Origin of the sequence: Kitasatospora sp. NPDC096077 (assembly GCF_040303245.1) — a bacterium.
Classification (GTDB): domain Bacteria; phylum Actinomycetota; class Actinomycetes; order Streptomycetales; family Streptomycetaceae; genus Kitasatospora.
Genome location: NZ_JBEOSV010000015.1, coordinates 21699 through 47657 on the forward strand (window position 1 = coordinate 21699; position 25959 = coordinate 47657).

At 76.1% G+C, this 25959-nt stretch carries 1 protein-coding gene and 1 pseudogene; both read left to right on the forward strand.

The features are described from left to right. Nucleotides 1-3: 3 nt before the first annotated feature. A complete protein-coding gene (locus tag ABTZ03_RS16150; RefSeq protein ID WP_350513589.1) occupies nucleotides 4-10194 on the forward strand; it encodes an SDR family NAD(P)-dependent oxidoreductase in 10191 nt (3396 codons plus the stop codon). Nucleotides 10195-10233: 39 nt separating this feature from the next. Further along, a pseudogene (locus ABTZ03_RS16155) lies at nucleotides 10234-25908 on the forward strand (type I polyketide synthase); the annotation flags it as partial. Nucleotides 25909-25959 lie beyond the last annotated feature (51 nt).

Sequence of the window (25959 nt, forward strand, 5' to 3'; positions counted from 1 at the left end):
CCCATGACCACGCCCCACGACAAGGTAGTCGCCGCTCTCCGGTCCTCCCTCAAGGAGTCCGAACGGCTGCGGCAGCAGAACCGCCGGCTGCTGGCCGCCGCCACCGAACCCGTCGCCGTCATCGGCATGGGCTGCCGCTACCCGGGCGGCATCGGCTCGCCCGAGGAGCTCTGGGAGCTGGTGGCGAACGGCCGCGATGCTACCGGGGACTACCCGTCGGACCGCGGCTGGGACCTCGGCGCTCTGCGGGACACCGGCGTCGACGAGCGCGGCACCCGGGTCTCCCGGCGCGGCGGCTTCCTCGACGCGGTGTCCGGCTTCGACGCCGACTTCTTCGGGATCTCGCCCCGCGAGGCCGTCACCACCGACCCCCAGCAGCGGCTGCTGCTGGAGACCTCCTGGGAGGCGTTCGAGCGGGCCGGCCTCGACCCGACCGCCCTGCGCGGCAGCCGCACCGGGGTGTTCCTCGGCACCAACGGCCAGGACTACGCCTACCTGCTGGTGCGCTCCCTGGCCGACGCCACCGGGGACATCGGCACCGGCATCGCCGCCTCCGCCCTCTCCGGCCGGCTCTCCTACACCCTCGGCCTGGAGGGGCCCGCGGTGACGGTGGACACCGCCTGCTCCTCCTCGCTGGTCGCCCTGCACTGGGCGGTCCAGGCGCTGCGGGCGGGCGAGTGCACGCTGGCGGTGGCGGGCGGGGTCAACGTGATGTCGACCCCGGGGGCGCTGCTGGAGTTCAGCCGCCAGGGCGGGCTGGCCCCGGACGGGCGGTGCAAGGCCTTCGCGGACGGGGCGGACGGCACCGGCTGGTCCGAGGGCGTCGGCGTGCTGGTGCTGGAGCGGCTCTCCGACGCCCGCCGCAACGGGCACCGGGTGCTGGCCGTGGTGCGTGGCTCGGCGGTGAACCAGGACGGCGCGTCCAACGGGTTCACCGCGCCCAACGGGCCGTCCCAGCAGCGGGTGATCCGGGCCGCCCTGGCCAACGCGGGACTGTCCGCCGACGAGGTGGACGCGGTCGAGGGCCACGGCACGGGCACCCCGCTCGGGGACCCGATCGAGGCCCAGGCGCTGCTGGCCGCCTACGGGCAGGGGCGGGAGAGCGGCCGACCGCTCTGGCTCGGCTCGGTCAAGTCGAACCTGGGCCACGCCCAGGCGGCGGCCGGGGTCGCGGGCGTGATCAAGACGGTGATGGCGCTGCGGGCCGGGGTGCTGCCGAAGACCCTGCACGCGGAGTCGCCGTCCGCGCGGGTGGACTGGTCGGCGGGGGAGGTGCGGCTGCTGACGGAGGCCCGGGAGTGGCCGGGCGGCGGGCGGACCCGGCGGGCGGGGGTGTCCTCGTTCGGGATCAGTGGGACGAACGCCCATGTGATCGTCGAGGAGGCGCCGCCGATCGAGGACGCCGTCGCACAGCCGTCGGTCGAGCCGGGCGCGGTGCCGTGGGTGGTCTCGGCGAAGTCGGCGGCCGCGCTCGGCGCGCAGCTGGCCCGGCTGGCCACGGCGGGCGGCTCGCCGCTGGACGTCGGGCTGTCGCTGGCCGGGCGGTCGCGGTTCCGGCACCGGGCGGTGCTGGTGGACGGCGCCGAACTGGCCCGTGGGGTGGCGGCGGAGCGGTCGACGGCGTTCCTGTTCTCCGGGCAGGGGTCGCAACGGCTGGGGATGGGGCGGGAGTTGTACGCCCGGTTCCCGGTGTTCGCGGCGGCCTTCGATGAGGTGTGTGCCGCGCTGGACCTGCCGCTGCGGGAGGTGGTGTGGGGTTCGGACCAGGAGTTGCTGAACCGGACCTCGTTCGCGCAGGCGGGGCTGTTCGCGGTCGGGGTGGCGCTGTTCCGGCTGCTCGAATCCTTGGGTGTGGAGCCGGAGTTCGTGGCCGGGCACTCGATCGGTGAGGTCGCGGCCGCGCACGTCGCCGGAGTGTTCTCGCTGGCCGATGCGTGTGCGCTGGTGGCGGCGCGTGGTCGGCTGATGCAGGCGCTGCCGTCGGGTGGCGCGATGCTCGCCGTCCAGGCTTCCGAGGAGGAAGTCCTGCCACTGCTGGGCGACTTGGTGTCGATCGCGGCTGTCAACGGCCCGACCTCGGTGGTCGTCTCCGGTGCGGAGCAGGCCGTCGCGGCGGTCGAGGCGCACTTCGCCGACCGGAAGACCACCCGACTGCGGGTCTCGCACGCCTTCCACTCCCCGCTGATGGACCCGATGCTGGCGGAGTTCCGGGACGTCCTCAACGGCCTTTCGTACCAGGCGCCTTCGATCCCGCTGGTCTCCAACCTGACCGGTGAGTTCGTCACCGGGGCGACCGGAGCCGACTACTGGGTGCGGCACGTCCGCGAGACGGTCCGCTTCGCCGACGGTCTGCGTGCCCTGACCGAGGCCGGGGCCACGGCCTTCGTCGAACTCGGCCCGGACGGCGTCCTGTCGGCCCTGGTCCAGGACACCGACGCCCCGGCGGTCCCGCTGCTGCGCCGCGACCGTCCGGAGGAGAGTGCGCTCGTCACCGCGCTCGCCCGGCTGCACGTCGCCGGTGTACCGGTGGACTGGGCGCGGCTGTTCGACGGCACCGGCGCCAGCCGCGTCGACCTGCCGACGTACCCGTTCCAGCACGAGCGCTACTGGCCCGCCCCCGGCAGCCTGGCCGGGGACATCGCCTCCGCCGGGCTGCTGGCGGCGGACCACCCGCTGCTCGGCGCCGCCGTGCCGCTGGCCGGTACGGACAGCGTGGTCTTCACCGGCCGGCTCTCGCCCGACACGGCGGCCTGGGACGGTGACACGGAGGTCTTCCCGGCGGCCGGGTTCCTGGAGCTGGCGCTCCGGGTCGGCGACCACGTCGGCTGCGACCGGGTCGAGCGGCTCACCGTCACCCGGCCGCTGCCGTTGGGTACCGGCGGCGCCACGACGGTCCAGGTGCGGGCGGGTTCGCCGGACGGGACCGGAGCCCGGGCGGTGACCTTCTTCGCGCGCCCGGACGGCTCCCTCGACGAGCCCTGGACCGAACACGCCACCGGCCGGCTGACCACCGGGGCGCGCACCGCAGACTTCGACGCCTCGGTCTGGCCGCCGGCCGGCGCGGTCGCGCAGGGCGAGGGTGTCTGGCAGCGGGGCGAGGAGACCTACGTCGAGGTGGAGTCGGCGGACGGGGTCGCGGGCTTCGGTCTGCACCCGGCGCTGCTGGCGGCGGTGGTGCGGGCGGACGGGCGCGGGCTGGTGCCGGTGGCGTGGTCCGGGGTGTCGCTGCACGCCTCGGGGGCGACCGTGGTGCGGGCGCGGCTGGTGCGGACCGGCGCGGAGACGCTGGCGCTGGCCCTGGCCGACGCGGCGGGGGATCCGGTGCTCTCGGCGGAGTCGGTGGAGCTGGCCGAGCCGGTCGCCGCCTCGCGTGCGGTCGACGGGTCGCTGCTGAGCCTGGACTGGGTCGCGGCCCCGCTCGGCCGGGTGTCGGAGGTCCGGTCGGTGGCCCTGGACGGGGAGTTGGCTTCCCTGGTGGAGGTGCCGGAGGCCGTGCTCGTACCGGTGCCGGGCGGTGCCGAGGGCCCGGAGGCCGTGCACGAGGTGACGGCGTGGGCGCTGGGCCTGGTGCAGGAGTGGCTGGCCGATCCGCGCTTCGAGGGCTCGCGCCTGGTGTTCGTCACCCGGGGCGCGGTGGGCGAGGTGTCGGACTTGGCCGGGGCCGCCGTATGGGGTCTGGTCCGGGCGGCGGAGACGGAGAACCCGGGTCGGTTCGTCCTGGTGGACACCGACGGCGGGGTGCCGTTGGCCGAGGTGCTGGCCGTCGGCGAGTCGCAGGTGGTGGTCCGCGACGGCGTCGTCCGGGTCGGCCGGCTGACCCGGGCCCCGGGCGGTGGCTCGTCCGACGGCTGGGGCGACGGCACGGTGGTCGTCACGGGCGGCACCGGCGGCCTGGGCCGGCTCGTGGCGCGCCACCTGGTGGCCGAACGCGGCGTCCGGGAGCTGCTGTTGCTGAGCCGCCGGGGCGGACTCGGCGCCTGGGTGGAGGAGTTGCGCGAGCTGGGCGCCGAGGTCGAGGTCGTCGCGTGCGACGTGGCCGACCGGGCGGCGCTCGCCGAGGCGCTCCGGGGCCGGACGGTCACCGGTGTGGTGCACGCGGCCGGTGTGCTGGACGACGGTGTGGTGACGGCGTTGACGCCCGAGCGGCTGTCCGCCGTGCTGCGGCCCAAGGTCGATGCTGCGTGGTACTTGCACGAGTTGACCGCGGGCCAGGACCTGAAGGCGTTCGTCCTCTTCTCGTCGATCTCCGGGGTGCTGGGTAGCGCGGGCCAGGGCAACTACGCGGCGGCGAACGTCTTCCTGGACGCACTCGCTTCCTGGCGCCGTCAACTCGGCCTGCCCGCACAGTCCTTGGGCTGGGGTGCCTGGGTGCCCGCAGCAGGTATGACGGGGACGCTGAGCGAGGCCGACCAGCAGCGGATCCGCTCCGCCGGGGTCCCGCCGCTGACCGAGGACCAGGGCCTGGCCCTGCTGGACGCCGCGATGGCCGTGGACGCGCCCTACCTGGTGGCGACCGGCCGGATGGCCGCCGGGGCCCGCCCGCGCGGCGAGGTGCCGGCCCTGTTCCGCGCCCTGCTGCCGGCCGGTCGCCGCACCGCCTCCGGCGCCACCAGCGGCACGGGCGCCGCGCTCGCCGAGCGGCTGGCCGTCCTGCGTGAGGCCGACCGGCCGCGCCACCTCCTCGACCTGGTCCGTACCGAGGCCGCCACCGTGCTCGGCCACCCCTCCGGCCGGGCCGTCGACCCCGGACGGGAGTTCCGCGAGCTCGGCTTCGACTCCCTCACCGCGATCGAACTGCGCAACCGCCTCACCGCCGCCACCGGGCTGCGGCTCCCGGCGACCATGGTCTTCGACCACCCGACCCCGCAGGCCCTCGCCACCCACCTGCTCGGCGAACTCCTGGACGACACCGGCGAATCGGCCACCCCGGCCGCCGCCGCCACCCCCGCCGCCGGCGAACCGGTCGCGATCGTCGGCATGGCCTGCCGCTTCCCCGGCGGTGTCGCCTCGCCCGAGGACCTGTGGCGGCTGCTGAGCGAGGGCCGCGACGGCATCTCCGGCTTCCCGGCCGACCGCGGCTGGGACCTGGACGCGCTGTTCGGCAGCGGCCACGGCGTCAGCGCCACCCGCCGGGGTGGCTTCCTCACCGGCCTGGGCGAGTTCGACGCGGGCTTCTTCGGCATCTCCCCGCGCGAGGCCCTCGCCATGGACCCGCAGCAGCGGCTGCTGCTGGAGACCTCCTGGGAGGCGGTCGAGCGGGCCGGCATCGACCCGACGGCGCTGCGCGGCAGCCGGACCGGCGTCTTCGTCGGCACCACCGGCCAGGACTACGCCTCGTTGGTGATGAACTCGCGGGAGGAGGTGGAGGGCCACGCGAGCACCGGGCTGGCCAACAGCGTGATCTCCGGCCGGGTGTCGTACTGCCTCGGCCTGGAGGGGCCCGCGCTCACCATCGACACCGCCTGCTCCTCCTCTTTGGTGGCGATGCACCTGGCCGCGCAGTCCCTCGACAGCGGTGAGTGCACCCTCGCCCTGGCCGGTGGCGTCACCGTGCTGTCCACGCCGATGAGCTTCCTCGGCTTCACCCGCCAGGGCGGCCTGGCCCCGGACGGGCACTGCAAGGCCTTCGCGGACGGGGCGGACGGCACCGGCTGGTCGGAGGGGGTCGGCGTGCTGGTGCTGGAGCGGCTCTTCGACGCCCGGCGCAACGGGCACCCGGTGCTGGCGGTGGTGCGCGGCAGTGCCGTCAACCAGGACGGCGCCTCCAACGGGCTGACGGCGCCGAACGGGCCGTCCCAGCAGCGGGTGATCCGCCAGGCCCTCGCCAACGCCGGGCTGTCGCCCGCCGAGGTGGACGTGGTCGAGGCCCACGGGACGGGCACCCCGCTCGGGGACCCGATCGAGGCCCAGGCGCTGCTGGCCACCTACGGCCAGGACCGTGAACTCCCGCTGCTGCTCGGCTCGGTGAAGTCCAACCTGGGCCACACCCAGGCCGCCGCCGGCGTCGCCGGGGTGATCAAGACCGTGCAGGCGATGCACGCCGGGCTGCTGCCGAAGACGCTGCACGTGGACGCGCCCTCCTCGCACGTGGACTGGTCGGCGGGCGCCGTGGAACTGCTGACGGAGGCCCGGGAGTGGCCGAACAGCGAGCGGCCCCGGCGGGCGGGGATCTCCTCGTTCGGGATCAGCGGGACGAACGCGCACGTGATCCTCGAACAGGTGCCACCGGTCGAGTCGGCGGTCGAACCGCCGTCCGTCGTGCCGGGCGTGGTGCCGTGGGTGGTCTCGGGTGCCGCGGAACCGGTTCTGGACGCGCAGTTGGCCGGGCTCGCCGGCGTGGACGGCTCGCCGCTGGACATCGGGCTGTCGCTGACCGGCCGGGCCCGGTTCGGGCACCGGGCGGTGCTGCTGGACGGCACCGAGGTGGCCCGGGGCGCGGCCGGCGAACGGCGGCTCGCGCTGCTGTTCTCCGGGCAGGGCTCGCAACGGCTGGGGATGGGGCGGGAGTTGTACGGCCGGTTCCCGGTGTTCGCGGCGGCCTTCGATGAGGTGTGCGAGCGGTTCGAGTTGCCGCTGCGGGAGGTGGTGTGGGGTGCGGACGAGGAGCTGCTGAACCGGACGGACTACGCCCAGGCCGGGTTGTTCGCGGTGGAGGTGGCGCTGTTCCGGCTGCTCGAATCACTGGGTGTGCGGCCGGAGTTCGTGGCCGGGCACTCGATCGGTGAGGTCGCCGCCGCGCACGTGGCGGGGGTGTTCTCGCTGGCCGACGCCTGCACGCTGGTCTCCGCCCGGGGCCGCCTGATGCAGGCTCTGCCGTCCGGTGGGGCGATGCTCGCGGTCGAGGCGACCGAGGAGGAGGTCCGGCCGCTGCTGGGCGAGTTCCTCTCGATCGCCGCCGTCAACGGGCCGAGCTCGGTGGTCGTCTCCGGTGCGGAGCAGGCCGTCGCGGCGGTCGAGGCGCACTTCGCCGAGCGGCGGACCAGCCGGCTGCGGGTCTCGCACGCCTTCCACTCGCCGCTGATGGACCCGATGCTGGCGGAGTTCCGGGAGGTCCTCAACGGCCTGACGTACCACGCGCCTTCGCTCCCGGTCGTCTCCAACCTGACCGGCGGGATCGCCGAGGATCTGCAGTCGTCCGAGTACTGGGTGCGGCACGTCCGGGAGACGGTCCGCTTCGCCGACGGCATCCGCGCCCTCGCCGAAGCGGGTGCCACCGACCACCTGGAGCTCGGCCCCGGGGGCGTGCTCACCGCCCTCGCCGAACGGAACCTCGCCGAGCCGAGCCTCGCCGAGCCGAACCGCAGCGACACGAATCCCGCCGAGGGCGCCGATCGCGTCACCACCCCGGCGCTGCGCGCGGACCGCCCGGAGGAGCTCGCCCTGCTGACCGCGCTCGCCCGGCTGCACGTCGTCGGCGTGCCCGTCGACTGGGCCCGGGTCTTCGACGGCACCGGCGCCCGGCGCGTCGACCTGCCGACCTACGCCTTCCAGCGCGAGCGCTACTGGCCCGCCCAGGCCGCCCGTACCGGCGACGTGACCGGCGCGGGCCTGCGGCCGGCCGAGCACCCGCTGCTGGGGGCGGTGGTCTCCCCGGCCGACTCGGCGGGCGTCCTGCTGACCGGTCGGTTGTCGCTGACGGCCCAGCCGTGGCTGGGCGACCACCGGGTCGGCGGGGCGGCGGTCCTCCCGGCCGCCGGCCTCCTGGAGCTGGCCCTGCGGGCCGCGGACCAGGTGGGCTGCGACCGGGTCGAGCGGCTGACGCCCGCCGAACCGCTGGTGCTGCCGGAGGACGGTGCCGTCGTGGTCCAGCTGGTGGTGGGCGCCCCCGACGAGGCCGGGACGCGCCGACTGGGCTGCTACGCCCGCCCGGAGGCCGCCGGGGAGGAGGATCCGTGGACCTGCCATGCCGCCGGCACCCTGGCCGTCGGCGGCCGCGAGGGCGGCTTCGACACCTCGGTGTGGCCCCCGGCGGACGCGTCGGCCGTCGAGCCGGAGAGCTGCCACGACCCGCTGGACCACGGTCCGGCGTTCCGCACCCTCCAGGCGGTCTGGCAGCGCGGCGAGGAGGTGTTCGCCGAGGCCGTCCTGCCGGGCCGGGCCGAGGACGCGGCCCCGTACGGTCTGCACCCGGCGCTGCTGGAGGCGGCCGTCCAGGCGGCCGGTCTGCTCGGGCCGGAGGACGGCGAGCGGCTGGTGCCGGTGGACTGGCAGGAGGTGGCGCTGCACGCGACCGGCGCGGCGGTGGTGCGGCTGCGCGTCGCCCGGGCGGGTGCGGGGTCGGTGTCGGTCGAGGCGGTGGACGCGGCGGGCGGGCCCGTGCTGTCGGCGGGGTCGCTGACGCTGGGCGAACCGGCCGCCGTGACCGCGGCCGCCAGGCCCGCCGGGGCGCTGCTGCGGCTGGACTGGGTGGACGCGACGCCGTCGGCGGGCGGGCCCGTGCGCTCGGTGACCCTCGACGGGGAGCCGGCGGCGTTGGTCGAGGTGCCGGAGGTCGTGCTCGTGCCGGTGCCGGGTGGCGCCGAGGGGCCGGTGGCGGTGCACGAGGCGGCGGCGTGGGCGTTGGGTCTGGTGCAGGAGTGGCTGGCCGAGGAGCGCTTCGACGGCTCGCGGCTGGTGTTCGTCACCCGGGGCGCGGCGGGCGAGGCGGGTGAGGTGTCGGACCTGGCCGGTGCCGCCGTGTGGGGTCTGGTGCGGGCGGCCGAGGCGGAGAACCCGGGCCGGTTCGCCCTGCTGGACGTCGGGGCCGACGCGGACACCACGGCCGCGCTCCCCGTCCTCGCCGCCCAACCGGCGGGCGGTGACTTCCAGTTCGTGGCCCGCCGGGGTGCCGTCCGGGTCGGCCGGCTGGCCCGGGTGACCGGCGGCGGGACGTCCGCCGGCTGGGGCGACGGCACGGTGGTGGTCACCGGCGGTACGGGTGGCCTGGGCCGGCTGGTCGCCCGGCACCTGGTCGTGGAGCACGGCGTGCGGGACCTGCTGCTGCTGAGCCGACGCGGTGGAGCGGCCGAGCTGGTGGGCGAGTTGGCGGAGCTGGGCGCCCGGGTCGAGGTGCTGGCCTGTGACGCGGCCGACCGGGCGGCGCTCGCCGAGGCGCTGAAGGATCGGAGGATCACGGGCGTGGTGCACGCGGCCGGTGTGCTGGACGACGGCGTGGTGACGGCGTTGACGCCCGAGCGGCTGTCCTCCGTCCTGCGGCCCAAGGTCGACGCCGCGTGGTACTTGCACGAGTTGACCGCGGGCCAGGACCTGAAGGCGTTCGTCCTCTTCTCCTCGATCTCCGGTGTGCTGGGTAGCGCGGGCCAGGGCAACTACGCGGCGGCGAACGTCTTCCTGGACGCACTCGCCTCCCGGCGCCGTCAACTCGGCCTGCCCGCCCAGTCCTTGGGCTGGGGCGCCTGGGTGCCCACCGCAGGTATGACGGGGGAACTGAGCGAGGCCGACCTGCACCGCATCCGCGCCACCGGGGTCCCGCCGCTCACCGAGGAGCAGGGACTGGCCCTGCTCGACGCCGCGATGGCCGTCGACGCGCCGCACCTGGTCCCGATCGGCCGCGCCACCGGCCCGGCGAGGATGCCCGGCACCGTCCCGGCACTGCTGCGCGGCCTGGTCCGCGGCGCCCGCCGGGCGGCCGCGTCGGGCGGCGGCAGCACCGGGACGGCCACCGCGCTGGCCACCCGGCTGGCCGGACTGCGCGAGGGCGACCGGCTCCGGCATCTCACCGGCCTGGTCCGCACCGAGGCGGCGGCCGTGCTCGGCCACGGCTCGGCGCAAGCCGTCGCGGCCGACCGGGACTTCCACGACCTCGGCGTCGACTCCCTGACGGCACTGGAACTGCGCAACCGCCTCACCGCCGTCACCGGCCTCCGCCTGCCCGCCACCCTGGTCTTCGACCACCCCACCCCGGGCGTGCTGGCCGCCCACCTCCTCGGCGTGCTCCTGGACCAGCGGGACGCCGCCGACGGCGCCGAACTGCTCGGCCGACTCGACCGGCTCGACGAGGCTCTGGCGACCGGCGACACCGACCGGGCGACCCGGGACGCGGTCTCCCTCCGGCTGCGCCGAATGCTGGAGAAATTGCGAATCCTCGACGCGGAGAATGCCGAGGACGGCGTCGCGGAGCGACTCGAAGCGGCGAGCGCGGACGAGGTCCTCGCCTTCATCGACAACGAGCTCGGCCGTCTCAGCGACCGCTGACCGCACCCGCTCCAACACAGGAAGGCACCACCTCCCATGTCGAACGACAGCAAGCTCGTTGACTACCTCAAGTGGGTCACGGCCGACCTGCACCAGACCCGCCAACGGCTGCTGGAAGTCGAGTCCGGCCGGCACGAGCCGATCGCCGTCGTCGGCATGGCGTGCCGCCTGCCGGGCGGGGTGACCACCCCCGAGGAGCTCTGGCGGCTGGTCGCGGACGGGCGGGACGGCGTCACCGCCTTCCCCGCCGACCGGGGTTGGGACATGGCGGCGCTGCTCGGCGAGGGGGCCGGGAGCAGCGCCGCGATCGAGGGCGGCTTCATCGCCGCGGCCGACTTCGACGCCGACTTCTTCGGGATCTCGCCGCGCGAGGCCCTCGCCATGGACCCGCAGCAGCGGCTGCTGCTGGAGACCTCCTGGGAGGCCTTCGAGCGGGCCGGCATCGACCCGGCGGGCCTGCGCGGCAGCCGGACCGGCGTCTTCGTGGGCACGGCGGGCGTCGACTACGTCGGCGTGGTGATGAACGCCGAGGAGGACATGGAGGGCCACGCGACCACCGGCCTGACGGCGAGCGTGCTCTCCGGCCGGGTGTCGTACACCTTCGGCCTGGAGGGCCCGGCGGTCACCGTCGACACCGCCTGCTCCTCCTCGCTGGTGGCGATGCACCTGGCCTCCCAGGCGCTGCGGGCCGGTGAGTGCACCCTCGCCCTGGCGGGCGGCGTCACCGTGCTGTCCACACCGATGAGCTTCGCCGGGTTCAGCCGCCAGGGCGGACTGGCCCCGGACGGGCGGTGCAAGGCCTTCGCGGACGCCGCCGACGGGACGGGCTGGGCCGAGGGTGCGGGCGTGCTGGTGCTGGAGCGGCTGTCCGACGCGCGCCGCAACGGACACCCGGTGCTGGCCGTCGTGCGCGGATCGGCCGTCAACCAGGACGGTGCGTCCAACGGCCTGACCGCGCCGAACGGACCGTCCCAGCAGCGCGTCATCCGGGCCGCCCTGGCGGCCGCCGGACTGTCGGGCGCCGAGGTGGACGCGGTCGAGGGCCACGGCACGGGCACCCCGCTCGGCGACCCGATCGAGGCGCAGGCGCTGCTCGCGACCTACGGGCAGGAGCGTGAACGGCCGCTGCTGCTGGGCTCGTTGAAGTCCAACATCGGACACACCCAGGCGGCCGCCGGGGTCGCGGGCGTGATCAAGACGGTGCTGGCGATGCGCGCCGGGGTCCTGCCACGCACCCTGCACGTGGACGCGCCGTCCGGCGAGGTGGACTGGTCGGCGGGCGCGGTGGAACTGCTCGCCGAGGCCCGGGACTGGCCGGAGACGGGCCGGCCGCGCCGGGCGGGCGTCTCGGCCTTCGGGATCAGCGGGACGAACGCGCACGTGATCGTGGAGCAGGCGCCGGAGGAGGAACCGGCGGAGGCGGCGGCGGAATCGCCCGAGGAGCCGCCGGCCGTGCCGGTCGTCGTGCCGGGGGTGGTGCCGTGGGTGGTCTCGGCGAAGTCGGAGGCTGCGCTGGGCGCGCAACTGGCCGGCCTCGTCGGGCTGGACGGCTCGCCGGTGGACGTGGGGCTGTCGCTGGCGGGGCGGTCGCGGCTGCGGCACCGGGCGGTGCTGGTGGACGGCGGTGAGGTCGCGCGGGGTGCGGCGGTCGAGCGGTCGTCGGCGTTCCTGTTCTCCGGGCAGGGGTCGCAACGGCTGGGCATGGGCCGGGAGTTGTACGGCCGGTTCCCGGTGTTCGCGGCGGCGTTCGACGCGGTGTGCGAGCGGTTCGAGCTGCCGCTGCGGGACGTGGTCTGGGGGACGGACCAGGAGCTGCTGAACCGGACGGACTTCGCCCAGGCGGGCCTGTTCGCGGTCGAGGTGGCGCTGTTCCGGCTGCTCGAATCGCTGGGTGTGGAGCCGGAGTTCGTGGCCGGGCACTCGATCGGTGAGGTCGCGGCCGCGCATGTGGCGGGGGTGTTCTCTCTCGCGGACGCGTGTGCGCTGGTCTCCGCCCGTGGCCGGTTGATGCAGGCGCTGCCGTCCGGCGGGGCGATGCTCGCCGTGCAGGCCACCGAGGAGGAAGTCCGGCCGCTGCTGGGCGACTTGGTGGCGATCGCGGCGGTGAACGGCCCCGAGTCCGTCGTGGTCTCGGGTGCGGAGGAGGCCGTCGAGGCGATCCGTGAACACTTCGCCGGGCGGAAGACCACCCGGCTGCAGGTCTCGCACGCGTTCCACTCGCCGTTGATGGATCCGATGCTGGCGGACTTCCATGAGGTGCTGAACGGCCTTTCGTACAGCGAGCCTTCGATCCCCGTCGTGTCCAACCTGACCGGTGGGATCGCCGAGGACCTCCGGTCCCCGGAGTACTGGGTGCGGCACGTCCGCGAGACGGTCCGCTTCGCCGACGGCCTTCGCGCGCTGCGCGAGGCCGGGGCCACGGCCTTCGTCGAGCTCGGCCCGGACGGTGTCCTGTCGGCCCTGGTCCAGGACCCCGACACCCCGGCCGTCCCGCTGCTGCGCCGCGACCGTGCGGAGGAGAGCGCGCTGGTCACCGGCCTGGCCCGGCTGCACGTCGCCGGCGTACCCGTGGACTGGGCACGGCTGTTCGACGGCACCGGCGCCCGCCGGGTCGACCTGCCCACGTACCCGTTCCAGCACGAGCGCTACTGGCCGCGCCCGGCCCGGCGGCTCGGGGACCTGACCGGTGCCGGTCTGGCCTCCGCCGAACACCCGCTGCTGGGCGCGACCGTCGCCCTGGCGAACGCCGAGGGCACCCTGCTGACCGGGCGCCTGTCGCTGGCGGCCCAGCCGTGGCTGGGTGACCACCGGGTGGACGGGGTCGCGGTGTTCCCGCCGACCGGGTACCTGGAGCTGGCCGTGCGGGCCGCGGACCAGGTGGGCTGCGACCGGGTCGAGCGGCTGACGCTCGCCGAGCCGCTGGTGCTGCCCGAGGACGGCTCGGTCGTGGTCCAGATCCAGGTGGGCGCGCCGGAGGGCTCCGGCGCGTGCCCGGTGCGGATCTTCTCCCGTACGGACGCCGACCCCGACGCGCCGTGGGTGGAGCACGCTGCGGGCGAGCTCGTCCGGGGTGAGCGGTCGGCCGCGTTCGATGCCTCGGTCTGGCCGCCCAAGGGTGCGGTGGTGGCCGACCCGGCGGCGGTGCGCGAGGAGGCCGAGTTGGGCGAGGCCTTCGACGGCCTGCGCTCGCTCTGGCGGCGCGGCGAGGAGACCTTCGTCGAGGCGGTGCTGCCGACGGAGGCGGCCGGGTTCGGTCTCCACCCGGCGCTGTTGGCGGCGGTGGTGCGGGCGGACGGCCGTGGCCTGGTGCCGAGCGGCTGGTCCGGGGTGTCGTTGCACGCCTCGGGGGCGACCGTGGTGCGGGCGCGGCTGGTGCGGACGGGCGCGGAGACGCTGGCGCTCGCCGTGGCGGACGCCGCCGGGGAGCCGGTGCTGTCGGCGGAGTCGCTGACGCTGGGTGAGCCCCCGGCCGTGGCGCAGGGCGCCGGGGCGGGTGGTTCGCTGCTGCGGCTGGAGTGGGTGCCCGCGCCCTCGCGTACGGGTGGGCGGGTGTCGGCGGTGACCCTGGACGGGGAGCCTGCCTCGCTGGCCTCGCTGGCCTCGCTGGCGGCGCTCGTCGAGGTGCCGGAGGTCGTGGTGGCGCCGGTGCCGGGCGGTGCCGAGGGCCCGGAGGCCGTGCACGAGGTGACGGCGTGGGCGCTGGGTGTGCTGCAGGAGTGGCTGGCCGAGCCGCGCTTCGACGGTTCGCGCCTGGTGTTCGTCACCCGGGGCGCGGTGGGCGCGGTGGGCGAGGTGTCGGATCTGGCCGGGGCCGCCGTGTGGGGTCTGGTGCGGGCGGCGGAGTCCGAGAACCCGGGCCGTTTCGTCCTGGTGGACACGGACGGTGACCTGCCGCTGGATGCCGCGCTGGCCGTCGGGGAGTCCCAGGTGATGGTGCGCGACGGCGAGGTGCGCGTCGGCCGGCTGGCCCGCACCGCCCTCGCCGGGCCCTCCGCCGGGCCTTCCGCCGGCTGGGGCGACGGCACGGTGGTGGTCACCGGCGGTACCGGTGGCCTGGGCCGGCTGGTCGCCCGGCACCTGATAGCCGAGCACGGCGTGCGGGACCTGCTGCTGCTGAGCCGACGCGGCGGCGCCGAGGACCTGGTGGCCGAGCTGGCGGCGTCGGGCGCCCGGGTCGAGGTGCTGGCCTGTGACGCGGCCGACCGGGAGGCGCTCGCGAAGGCGCTCAAGGACCGGACGGTCACGGGTGTGGTGCACGCGGCCGGTGTGCTGGACGACGGCGTGGTGACGGCGTTGACGCCCGAGCGGCTGTCCGCCGTCCTGCGGCCCAAGGTCGACGCGGCCTGGCACCTGCACGAGTTGACGGTTGGTCAGAATCTGCAGGCGTTCGTGCTGTTCTCCTCCGTCTCCGGGGTGATGGGCAGCGCGGGCCAGGGCAACTACGCGGCGGCGAACGTCTTCCTCGACGCCCTCGCCTCCCGGCGCCGTCAACTCGGCCTGCCCGCCCAGTCCTTGGGCTGGGGCGCCTGGGTGCCCACGTCCGGCATGACCGGAACCCTCGCCGAGGCGGACCTGCACCGCATCCGCTCCTCCGGCGTCCCCCCGCTGACCGAGGCCCAGGGCCTCGCCCTGCTGGACGCCGCCATGGCCGTCGACGAGCCCTTCCTGGTCGCGACCGGCCGGATGGCCGCCGGGGCCCGCCCGCGCGGCGAGGTGCCGACCATGTTCCGCGCCCTGCTGCCCGCGGGCCGCCGTACCGCCTCCGGTGCCACCACCGGCACGGGCGCCGCGCTCGCCGGGCACCTGGCCGCCCTGCGCGAGGCCGACCGGCCGCGCCACCTCCTCGACCTGGTCCGTACCGAGGCCGCCACCGTGCTCGGCCACCCCGGACCCCAGTCCGTCGCCCCCGAGCGGGACTTCCACGACCTCGGCGTCGACTCCCTGACCGCGCTGGAGCTGCGCAACCGCCTCACCGCCGCCACCGGCCTCCGCCTGCCCGCCACCCTGGTCTTCGACCACCCGACCCCCACCGCGATCGCGGACCTCCTCCTCGCCGAGCTGCTCGGCGGCCGGCCCGAACCCGCCGCCGCGGCGCTCACCGCGGCCGCCACCGACGACCCGATCGCGATCGTCGGCATGGCCTGCCGGCTGCCCGGCGGGATCGCTACCCCCGAGGAGCTGTGGGAGCTGGTCGCCGAAGGGCGCGAGGGCATCTCCGACTTCCCCACCGACCGCGGCTGGGACCTCGACACCCTGCTCGGCGGCGACCCCGGCGACCGGGGCCGCAGCGCCACCGCCAAGGGCGGCTTCCTGTACGGGGTGGCCGACTTCGACGCCGGGTTCTTCGGCATCTCGCCGCGCGAGGCCCTCGCCATGGACCCGCAGCAGCGGCTGCTGCTGGAGACCTCCTGGGAGGCGGTCGAGCGGGCCGGCATCGACCCGACGGCCCTGCGCGGCAGCCGGACCGGCGTGTTCGTCGGCACCGGCGGCCAGGACTACCTGACCCTGGTGATGAACTCCGCGGAGGACATCGAGGGGCACGCGAGCACCGGCCTGGCGGCGAGCGTCGTGTCCGGCCGGATCTCGTACACCTTCGGCCTGGAGGGCCCGGCGGTCACCGTCGACACGGCCTGCTCCTCCTCGCTGGTGGCGATGCACCTGGCCGCGCAGTCGCTGCGCAGCGGTGAGTGCACCCTCGCCCTGGCCGGCGGCGTGACGGTGATGTCCTCCTCGCTGGGCTTCCCCGGCTTCACCCGGCAGGGCGGGCTGGCCCCGGACGGACGCTGCAAGGCCTTCGCGGACGGGGCGGACGGCACCGGCTGGTCCGAGGGCGCGGGCGTGCTGGTGCTGGAGCGGCTCTCCGACGCCCGGCGCAACGGGCACCCGGTGCTGGCCATCGTCCGCGGGTCGGCCGTCAACCAGGACGGCGCCTCCAACGGGCTGACCGCGCCGAACGGCCCGGCCCAGCAGCGGGTGATCCGCCAGGCCCTCGCCAACGCCCGGCTCTCGGCGGCGGAGGTCGACTTCGTGGAGGGCCACGGCACGGGCACCACCCTCGGCGACCCGATCGAGGCCCAGGCGCTGCTGGCCACCTACGGGCAGGACCGTGAACGGCCGCTGCTGCTCGGCTCGTTGAAGTCCAACATCGGCCACACCCAGGCCGCCGCCGGTGCGGCCGGCGTGATCAAGGCGGTGCTCGCGATGCGGCACGGGGTGCTGCCGCGCACCCTGCACGTGGACGCGCCGTCCTCGCACGTGGACTGGACGGCCGGTGACATCCGGCTGCTCACCCGGGCGGAGGACTGGCCGCAGACCGGTCGGCCGCGTCGGGCGGGCGTCTCCGCCTTCGGCATCAGCGGCACCAATGCGCATGTGATCGTCGAGCAGGCGCCGCTCCCGGTCGAGGGTGTCGAGGGCGGCGAGGAGCGGCCGGTACGGTCCGCCGCCGTGCCGTGGGTGCTGGCGGGCAAGTCGGAACCGGCGCTGGACGCGCAGCTGGCCGGGCTCGCGGGCGTGGCCGGCTCGCCGCTGGACATCGGCCTGTCGCTGGCCGCCGGACGGTCGCGGTTCGCCCACCGGGCGGTGCTGCTGGACGGTATCGAGGTGGCCCGGGGCACGGTCGCCGACGGCGAGCGCCGGACGGCCCTGCTGTTCTCCGGTCAGGGCTCGCAACGGCTCGGCATGGGACGGGAGTTGTACGACCGGTTCCCGGTGTTCGCGGCGGCCTTCGACGCGGTGTGCGAGCAGTTCGAGCTGCCGCTGCGGGAGGTGCTCTGGGGCGAGGACGAGGAGCGCTTGAACCGGACGGAGTTCGCCCAGGCCGGCCTGTTCGCGGTCGAGGTGGCGCTGTTCCGGCTGGTCGAATCGCTGGGTGTGCGGCCGGAGTTCGTGACCGGTCACTCGATCGGCGAGATCGCCGCCGCGCACGTGGCCGGTGTCTTCTCGCTCGCGGACGCCTGCACCCTGGTGGCGGCCCGGGGCCGGTTGATGCAGGCACTGCCCTCCGGTGGGGCGATGCTCGCGGTGCAGGCCACGGAGGAGGAAGTCCGGCCGCTGCTCGGCGAGTTCATATCGATCGCCGCCGTCAACGGCCCGACCTCCGTGGTCGTCTCCGGCACGGAGGAGGCCGTCGAGGCGATCCGTCAGCACTTCGCCGACCGGAAGACCACCCGGCTGCGCGTCTCGCACGCCTTCCACTCCCCGCTGATGGACCCGATGCTGGCGGAGTTCCGGGACGTCCTCAACGGCCTGACCTACCAGGCCCCTTCGCTCCCCGTCGTCTCCAACCTCACCGGCGGGATCGCCGAAGACCTCCAGTCGCCCGAGTACTGGGTGCGGCACGTCCGCGAGACCGTCCGGTTCGCCGACGGCCTCCGCACCCTCCACGCCGCCGGCGCCACCGACTTCCTGGAGCTCGGCCCCGACGCGGCCCTGTCCCCGGCCGTCCGCCAGACGCTCACCGACGCCCCGGACGCCGTCGTGTCACCGGCCTGCCGTCGCGGCCGCCCGGAGGAGGCCGCCCTGCTGACCGCGCTCGCCCGGCTGCACGTCGTCGGCGTCCCCGTCGACTGGGCCCGGGTCTTCGAGGGAACCGGCGCCCGGCGGGTCGACCTGCCCACCTACGCCTTCCAGCGCGAACGCTACTGGCCCCGGACGCACGCCCCGGCCGTCCGCCCGGGCGCAGCCCGGCCGGAGGACCCGCTGGACGCCCGCTTCTGGGCCGCCGTCGAGGGCGAGGACCTGGACGCGCTCGCGGCCGACCTCGCCGTGGACGGCGCGGCGCTCGGCACGGTCCTGCCCGCACTGTCCGCCTGGCGGCGCCACCACCGGGACCAGTCCCTGCTGGACGCGCTGCGCTTCCACGAGGCCTGGCCCGCCCTGCCGGGCGGCTCGTCGGCCCGCCCGTCCGGCCCGTGGCTGGTCGTCACCCCGGCCGAGGGCGGCGACGAGGCGTGGGCGGCGGCCGCCTGCGAGGCGGTCGGCCCGGACGCCCTGCTCCTGTCCGTACGGACCCCGGAGCGGGCCGAGCTGACCGCGCTGCTGCGCGAACTGCCCACCACCGGGCGGCCGTTCGCCGGTGTGCTGTCGCTGCTGGCGCTCGGCCCCGGTGAGCTGCCCGCCGCCGGGACGCTCGTCCTGCTGCAGGCGCTGCGCGACGCCGGGCTCACCGCCCCGCTGTGGAGCCTGACCCGGGGTGCGGTCGCGGTCGCCCGCACCGAGGCGCCGACCGCGCCCGAGCAGGCCGCCGTCTGGGGCCTCGGCCGGGTCGCCGCGCTGGAGCACCCGCAGCAGTGGGGCGGCCTGGTCGACCTGCCCGAGACCCCGGACCCGGCCGCGGTGCGCCGGCTCGCCGCCGTCCTCGCCGCGACCGACGGCGAGGACCAGCTCGCGATCCGGGCCACCGCCGTGCACGCCCGTCGGCTCGTCCCGGCCCCGGCCGGCTCCCCGGACGCCGGCTGGACCCCGGGGGGGACCCGGGGCACGGTGCTGGTCACCGGCGGCACCGACGGCCGAGGCGCCGCCGTGGCCCGCTGGCTCGCCGCCGAGGGCGCCGAGCACCTGCTGCTGACCGGCCTTCGGGGCCCGGACGCCCCCGGCGCGGTGGACCTCGCGGCGCAACTGCGCGCCCAGGGCGCCAGGGTGACCGTCGCCGCCTGCGACGTCACCGACCGCGCGGCGCTCGCCGCCCTGCTCGCCGACCTGCCCGCGGACGCCCCGCTGACCGCCGTCGTGCACGCGGCGGGCGTCGTCGACGACGGCGTGCTGGACGACCTGACCCCCGAACGCCTCGCCGCCGCCCAGCACGCCCGGGCGCTCGGCGCCCGCCACCTGGACGAGCTGACCCGCGGCCTCGACCTGACCGCGTTCGTGCTCTGCTCCGCCGTCGCCGGCGCCGTCGGCACCCCCGGCCGGGCCGCGCTCGCCGCCCCGGCCGCCGTCCTGGACGCGCTGGCCCGGCGCCGCCGCGCCGAGGGCCTGCCCGCCACCGCCGTCGCCTGGGGCGCCTGGGTCGGCGCCGAGTACACCGCCCCGGCCGACACCGACGGCCGCACCCCGCGGGCGGCCGTCCCGGCCCTGCACCCCGACCTCGCGCTGGCCGCGCTGCGCCAGGCCGTCAGCCGACCGGCCCCGGCACTGGTGCTGCTGGACCTGGCCCAGCCGCAGGTCCTGGAGAGCCTGGTGGGCCTGCGCGGCAACCCGCTGCTGCGCGACCTCCCCGCCGCCCGCCCGGTGCTGGAGGCCGCCGCCGAGGCCCGCCGGGGCTTCGCCACCGCCGCCTCCGAACTCACCGGCCGGCTTCGCGCGCTCGCCCCGGCCGAGCGCACCGCCCTGCTCACCGACCTGGTGCGCACCCAGGTCGCGGCGGTGCTCGGCCACCCCGACCGCTCCGCCGTCCCGGCCGACCGCAAGTTCCGCGACCTCGGCTTCGACTCGCTCACCGCCGTCGAACTGCCCGCCCGGCTCGGCGCGGCCACCGGCCTGAAGCTGCCCGCCACCTCGGTGTACGACTACCCGACCGCCCAGGCGCTGGCCGAACACCTGCTGGCCGAGCTCCTGGACACGCCCGCCGCGCCGTCCCTGCCCGCCACCGGCGGACCGGCGGTGGACGGCGACCCGATCGCCATCGTCGGCATGGCCTGTCGGCTGCCCGGCGGGGTGACCTCGCCGGACGAGCTGTGGCGGCTGGTCGCCGCGGGCGGTGACGGCATCGCGGGCTTCCCCGAGGACCGCGGCTGGGACCTGCGGACCCTGCTGGCCGGGGACCGGGACGGCCGCGGCCGCAGCGCCACCCTGGAGGGCGGCTTCATCGACGGCGTCGCCGACTTCGACGCCGGGTTCTTCGGCATCTCGCCGCGCGAGGCCCTCGCCATGGACCCGCAGCAGCGGCTGCTGCTGGAGACCTCCTGGGAGGCGCTGGAGCGTGCCGGGGTCGACCCCGAGCAGCTCGGCGGCAGCCGGACGGGCGTCTTCGTCGGCACCAACGGCCTGGACTACGCCACCCTGATGATGAACTCCCGCGAGGACATCGGCGGCCACTCCGGCACCGGCCTGGCCTCCAGCGTGCTGTCCGGCCGGATCTCCTACACCCTCGGCCTGGAGGGCCCGGCCGTCACCGTGGACACCGCCTGCTCCTCCTCGCTGGTCGCCCTGCACCTGGCCGCCCAGGCGCTGCGGGCCGGCGAGTGCTCGCTGGCGCTGGCGGGCGGCGTGACGGTGATGACCACCCCGGTGAGCTTCGCCGGGTTCACGGTGCAGGGCGGGCTAGCCGCGGACGGCCGCTGCAAGGCCTACTCGGACGCCGCGGACGGCACCAACTGGTCCGAGGGCGTGGGCGTGCTGGTGCTGGAGCGGCTCTCGGACGCCGAACGGCACGGGCACCCGGTGCTCGCCGTGGTCCGCGGCTCCGCCGTCAACCAGGACGGCGCCTCCAACGGCCTGACCGCCCCCAACGGCCCCTCCCAGCAGCGCGTCATCCGCCAGGCCCTGGCGAGCGCCGGACTGTCCGCAGCCGACGTCGACGCGGTCGAGGGCCACGGCACCGGCACCGCCCTCGGCGACCCGATCGAGGCCCAGGCGCTGCTGGCCACCTACGGGAAGGACCGTGAACGGCCGCTGCTGCTCGGCTCGTTGAAGTCCAACATCGGCCACGCCCAGGCCGCCGCCGGGGTCGCCGGGGTGATCAAGACGGTGCTCGCCATGCGGCACGGCGTACTGCCGAAGTCGCTGCACCTGGACCGGCCGTCCGGACACGTGGACTGGTCGGCCGGCGCCATCGACCTGCTCACCGAGGCCCGGCCCTGGCCCGAGGTCGAGCGCCCCCGGCGGGCCGGGGTGTCCTCGTTCGGGATCAGCGGCACCAACGCCCACGTGATCCTCGAACAGGCGCCGGTCCCGGCCGGGGGCGCCGAGGAGGACGGCGACGAGCAGCGGCTGCTGCCGGCCGTCGTCCCCTGGGTGCTCTCCGCCCGCTCCGGCCCGGCGCTGGACACCCACCTCACCCGGGCCTCGGCCCTCGAACTCTCCCCGCTGGACATCGGGTTCTCGCTCGCCGCCGGCCGCTCCGGCTTCGAGCACCGGGCCGTGCTGCTGGCCTGCAGCGAAGGGCTGACGGAGGTCGCGCGCGGCCGGGCGGCGGAGCGGTCGACGGCCGTCCTGTTCTCCGGTCAGGGCTCGCAACGGCTCGGCATGGGACGGGAGTTGTACGACCGGTTCCCGGTGTTCGCGGCGGCCTTCGACGAGGTCTGCGAGCGGTTCGAGCTGCCGCTGCGGGAGGTGGTCTGGGGGATGGACCAGGAGCTGCTGAACCGGACGGAGTTCGCGCAGGCGGGCCTGTTCGCGGTGGAGGTGGCGCTGTTCCGGCTGGTCGAATCGCTGGGCGTGCGGCCGGAGTTCGTGGCCGGGCACTCGATCGGCGAGGTCGCGGCCGCGCACGTGGCCGGGGTGTTCTCGCTGGCGGACGCGTGTGCGCTGGTGGCGGCGCGGGGCCGGTTGATGCAGGCGCTGCCCTCCGGTGGGGCGATGCTCGCGGTGCAGGCCACGGAGGAGGAAGTCCGGCCGCTGCTGGGCGCGTTCGTCTCGATAGCCGCCGTCAACGGTCCGACCTCCGTGGTCGTCTCGGGCGCGGAGCAGGCCGTCGCGGCGGTCGAGGCGCACTTCGCCGATCGGAAGACCAGTCGGCTGCGTGTCTCGCACGCGTTCCACTCGCCGCTGATGGACCCGATGCTGGACGACTTCCGGGAGGTGCTCAACGGCCTGACGTACCACGCCCCGTCGATCCCGGTGGTGTCCAACCTGACCGGCGGGATCGCCGAGGACCTGCAGTCGCCCGAGTACTGGGTGCGGCACGTCCGTGAGGCCGTCCGCTTCGCCGACGGCATCCGCACGCTCCGCGCGGCCGGCGCCACCGCCCTGCTCGAACTCGGCCCCGACGGCGTGCTCACCGCCCTCGCCGAGCAGAGCCTCGACGAGGACGCGAACGACTGCGTCCGCACCGCCGCCCTGCGCAGGGACCGCGCCGAGGAGCGCACCCTGCTGACCGCGCTGGCCGGACTGTACGCGGCCGGCGTCCCGGTCGACTGGGCGGCGCTGTTCGAGGGCACCGGCGCCCGCCGCGTCGAACTCCCCACCTACGCCTTCCAGCACCGCCGCTACTGGCCGCGCCCCGCGGCGCTCTCCGGCGACGTCGGCTCGGTCGGACTGGTCTCGGCGGAACACCCGCTGCTGGGCGCCGCCGTCCCGCTCGCCGACGCCGACGGCGTGCTGTTCACCAGCCGCCTGGCGCTGCGCGTCCACCCGTGGCTGCTGGACCACCGGATCGCCGGCCGCCCCGCCTTCCCCGCCGCCGGCTTCGTCGAACTGGCCGTCCGGGCCGGCGACCAGGTCGGCTGCGGCCGGATCGGGGAACTGACCCTCGGCGACCCGCTGCCGCTGGCCGAGCACGACGAACCCGTCGTCCAGGTCCGGGTCGGCGCACCCGACGACACCGGCGCCCGACCGCTGGCCTGCTACGCCCGCCCCGGCGACGCCGCCCCCGACGAGCCGTGGACGCGCTGCGCCACCGGCACCCTGCTGCCCCAGGAGAGCGACCTGCCCGACCTCGCGCCGCCGGTCTGGCCGCCGGCCGGGGCGCTCGCCGTCGACCTGGACGGCTTCTACCGCGAGCCCGGTCGCGGCCCGGCCTTCCACGGCCTGCGCACGGCCTGGCTGCGCGGCGAGGAGGTCTTCGCCGAGGTCGAACTGGACGGCGAACCCGCCGAGGACGCCCGCTACTTCGGCCTGCACCCCGCCCTGCTGGACGCCGTGCTGCACGGCGCCGTCCTGCTCGGCGTCGGCAGCGAGGAGCAGCTCCCGCAGCCGTACGCCTGGCAGGGCCTCGCCCTGCACGCCGGGGGAGCGGCCGCCCTGCGGGTGCGTCTGGTCCGCCTGGACGAGGCCACCGTGTCCGTCACCGCGACCGACCCCGAGGGCGGGGCCGTGCTCACCGTCGGCTCGGTCGCCCTACGCGCCCCGCAGGAGATCTCGACCGACGCCCGCACCGGCCGGGACCCGCTGTTCCGGGTCGACTGGATCCCCGCCCCCGCCGCACCGACCGCCGCCGTGCCGCCGCGCTGCACCGCGCTCGGCCCGGACGACTACGGCACCGGCTCCTCGGTCGCGGCGCTCGCCGACCTCGGCCGCCCGGTACCCGACCTGGTCCTGGTCGCCCTGCGCGGCCCGGACGGCGACGTGCCCGAGGCCGTGCACGCCCACACCGGGCGCGTCCTCGCCCTGGTCCAGGAGTGGCTGGCCGAGGACCGGGCCGCCGCCGCCCGGCTGGTCTTCGTCACCCGGGGCGCGGTCCGGGCCGCCGCCGGCGACACCGTCCGGGACCTGCCCGGCGGCGCCGCCTGGGGCCTGGTCCGCTCGGCCAACTCCGAGCACCCCGGCCGCTTCGCCCTGCTCGACGTCGAGAGCGTCGAGGACGTGGCGGCGGTCCTGCCGCTGCTGCCCGGCCAGCTGGCCGACGGCGAGGCCCAGTTCGCCGTCCGCGGCGGCGAGCTGCGGGTCGGCCGACTGGCCCGGCTGACGGACCCCGCGGTCGACGCCACGACCGGGGTCGACACCGCGACCGAGGTCGACACCGCGACCGGGGTCGACACCGCGACCGAGGTCGACGCCACGACCGGGGTCGACACCGCGACCGAGGTCGACACCCAGACCGGGGAGCCCGCCGCCCGCACCGCGCCGCGCGCCTGGCACCCCGACGGCACGGTGCTGATCACCGGCGGCACCGGCGCCCTCGGCCGCCACCTCGCCCGCCGCCTGGCGACCAACGGCACCCGCCACCTGCTGCTCACCAGCCGGCGCGGACCCGACGCGCCCGGCGCCGCCGAACTCGCCGCCGAACTGGCCGCTCTCGGGGCCGAGACCCGGGTGGTCGCCTGCGACACCTCGGACCGGACCGCCACCGAACGGCTGCTCGCGGACATCCCGGCCGAGCACCCGCTCACCGCCGTGGTCCACACCGCCGGCGTGCTGGACGACGGCATCATCACCTCGCTCACCCCCGAGCGGCTCTCCGCCGTGCTGCGGCCCAAGGTCGACGCGGTCTGGCGGCTGCACGAACTCACCCGCGACCACGACCTGGCCGCCTTCGTCACCTTCTCCTCCATCGCGGGCATCATGGGCAGCCCCGGCCAGGGCAACTACGCGGCCGCGAACGCCTTCCTGGACACCCTGATCGACCACCGCCGCTCGCTCGGCCTGGCTGGCACCTCGCTCGCCTGGGGCCCGTGGGCCCAGGACGCCGGTATGACCAGCGAACTCAGCGAGACCGACATGCGGCGCATGCAGTCCGGCGGCATCCCGCCGCTCTCCGTCGAGCAGGGCCTCGACCTCTTCGAGGCCGCGCTCGGCTCGGTCGAACCGCTGGTCGTCCCGATGGGGCTGGCGACCGGCGGGATGCGCCCCCAGGGCGATGTGCCGCCGCTGTTCCGCGGACTGGTCCGCGCCGCCCGGCGCACCGCGGCCGGCGCCGCCGTAGGGGCCGACGCGGCCGCCGACCTCACCCGGCAGCTGCTGGAACTCGGCGAGCGCGACCGGATGCGGTACCTGGTCGACACCGTCCGGGCCGAGGCCGCCGCCGTGCTCGGCCACCCCGGCCCGGAGGCCGTCGACGCCGAACGGGACTTCTACGAGCTCGGTTTCGACTCGCTCACCGCCGTCGAACTGCGCAACCGGCTGGCCACTGCCACCGGCCTGTGGATGCCCGCGACCGTCGTCTTCGACAGCCGCTCGCCGGGCGAGCTCGCCACCTGGATCCGCGGCGAACTCGCCGACCAGCGCAGCGCCGACGACCCGGACGGGGCCGTGCTGGTGCCCGGCGGCGAACCCGAACTCGACTCCCTGGAGCGGCTGTTCACCGACGCCCTGGCCAACGGCAAGGTGCCCGAGGCCCAGCGCATGCTGGCCACCGTCGCGGCGCTGCGCCCCACCTTCGAGGCCACCGCCGAACTGGAGGACCTGCCCTGGGCGGCCCGGCTCGCCGAGGGGCCGCGCCCGACCCGGCTGATCTGCGTCAGCGCGCCCACCGCCAACGCGGGAGTGCACCAGTACTCCCGGCTCGCCGCCCACTTCCGGGGCGAGCGCGAGGTGTCGGCACTCCCGCTGGTCGGCTTCGCCACCGGCGAGCGGCTGCCCGCCACCCCGGAGGTCGCCACCCGGGTGATCGCCGAGAGCGCCCTGCGGGCCGCCGACGGCCGGCCGTTCGTGCTGGCCGGCCACTCCTCCGGCGGCTCCTTCGCCTACGCCGCGGCCGGCCTGCTGGAGCACACCTGGGGCATCCGCCCGGCCGGCGTGGTGCTCTTCGACACGCTGAGCTTCCAGCACAACGCCGACGAGGGCACCGACTACACCGGCATGATGCGGCTCAACTTCACCGGCGCCGACTCGCCGGTGCGGCTGACCAATTCCCGGCTGTCCGCGATGGGCCGGTGGATGGTGCTGCTCAACCGGCTGGAGGTCCAGCACACCTCGGCACCCGTGCTGCTGGTCAGCTGCGAACGGGCCCTCACGGGCGCGGACGAGGCGCCGATCGAGCAGCGCGCCCAGGCCGAACCGCTGGTGCCCGGCGCCCAGGTGGTCGGGGTGGACGCCGACCACCTGTCGATGATCCGGGAGGACTCGGCCGACACCGCGCGGATCGTGGAGGAGTGGCTGCGCGGCCGGGAGTGAGCGCGGTCCGGCAGGGGCGGGCCCGGCACCTGCGGGTGCCGGGCCCGCCCG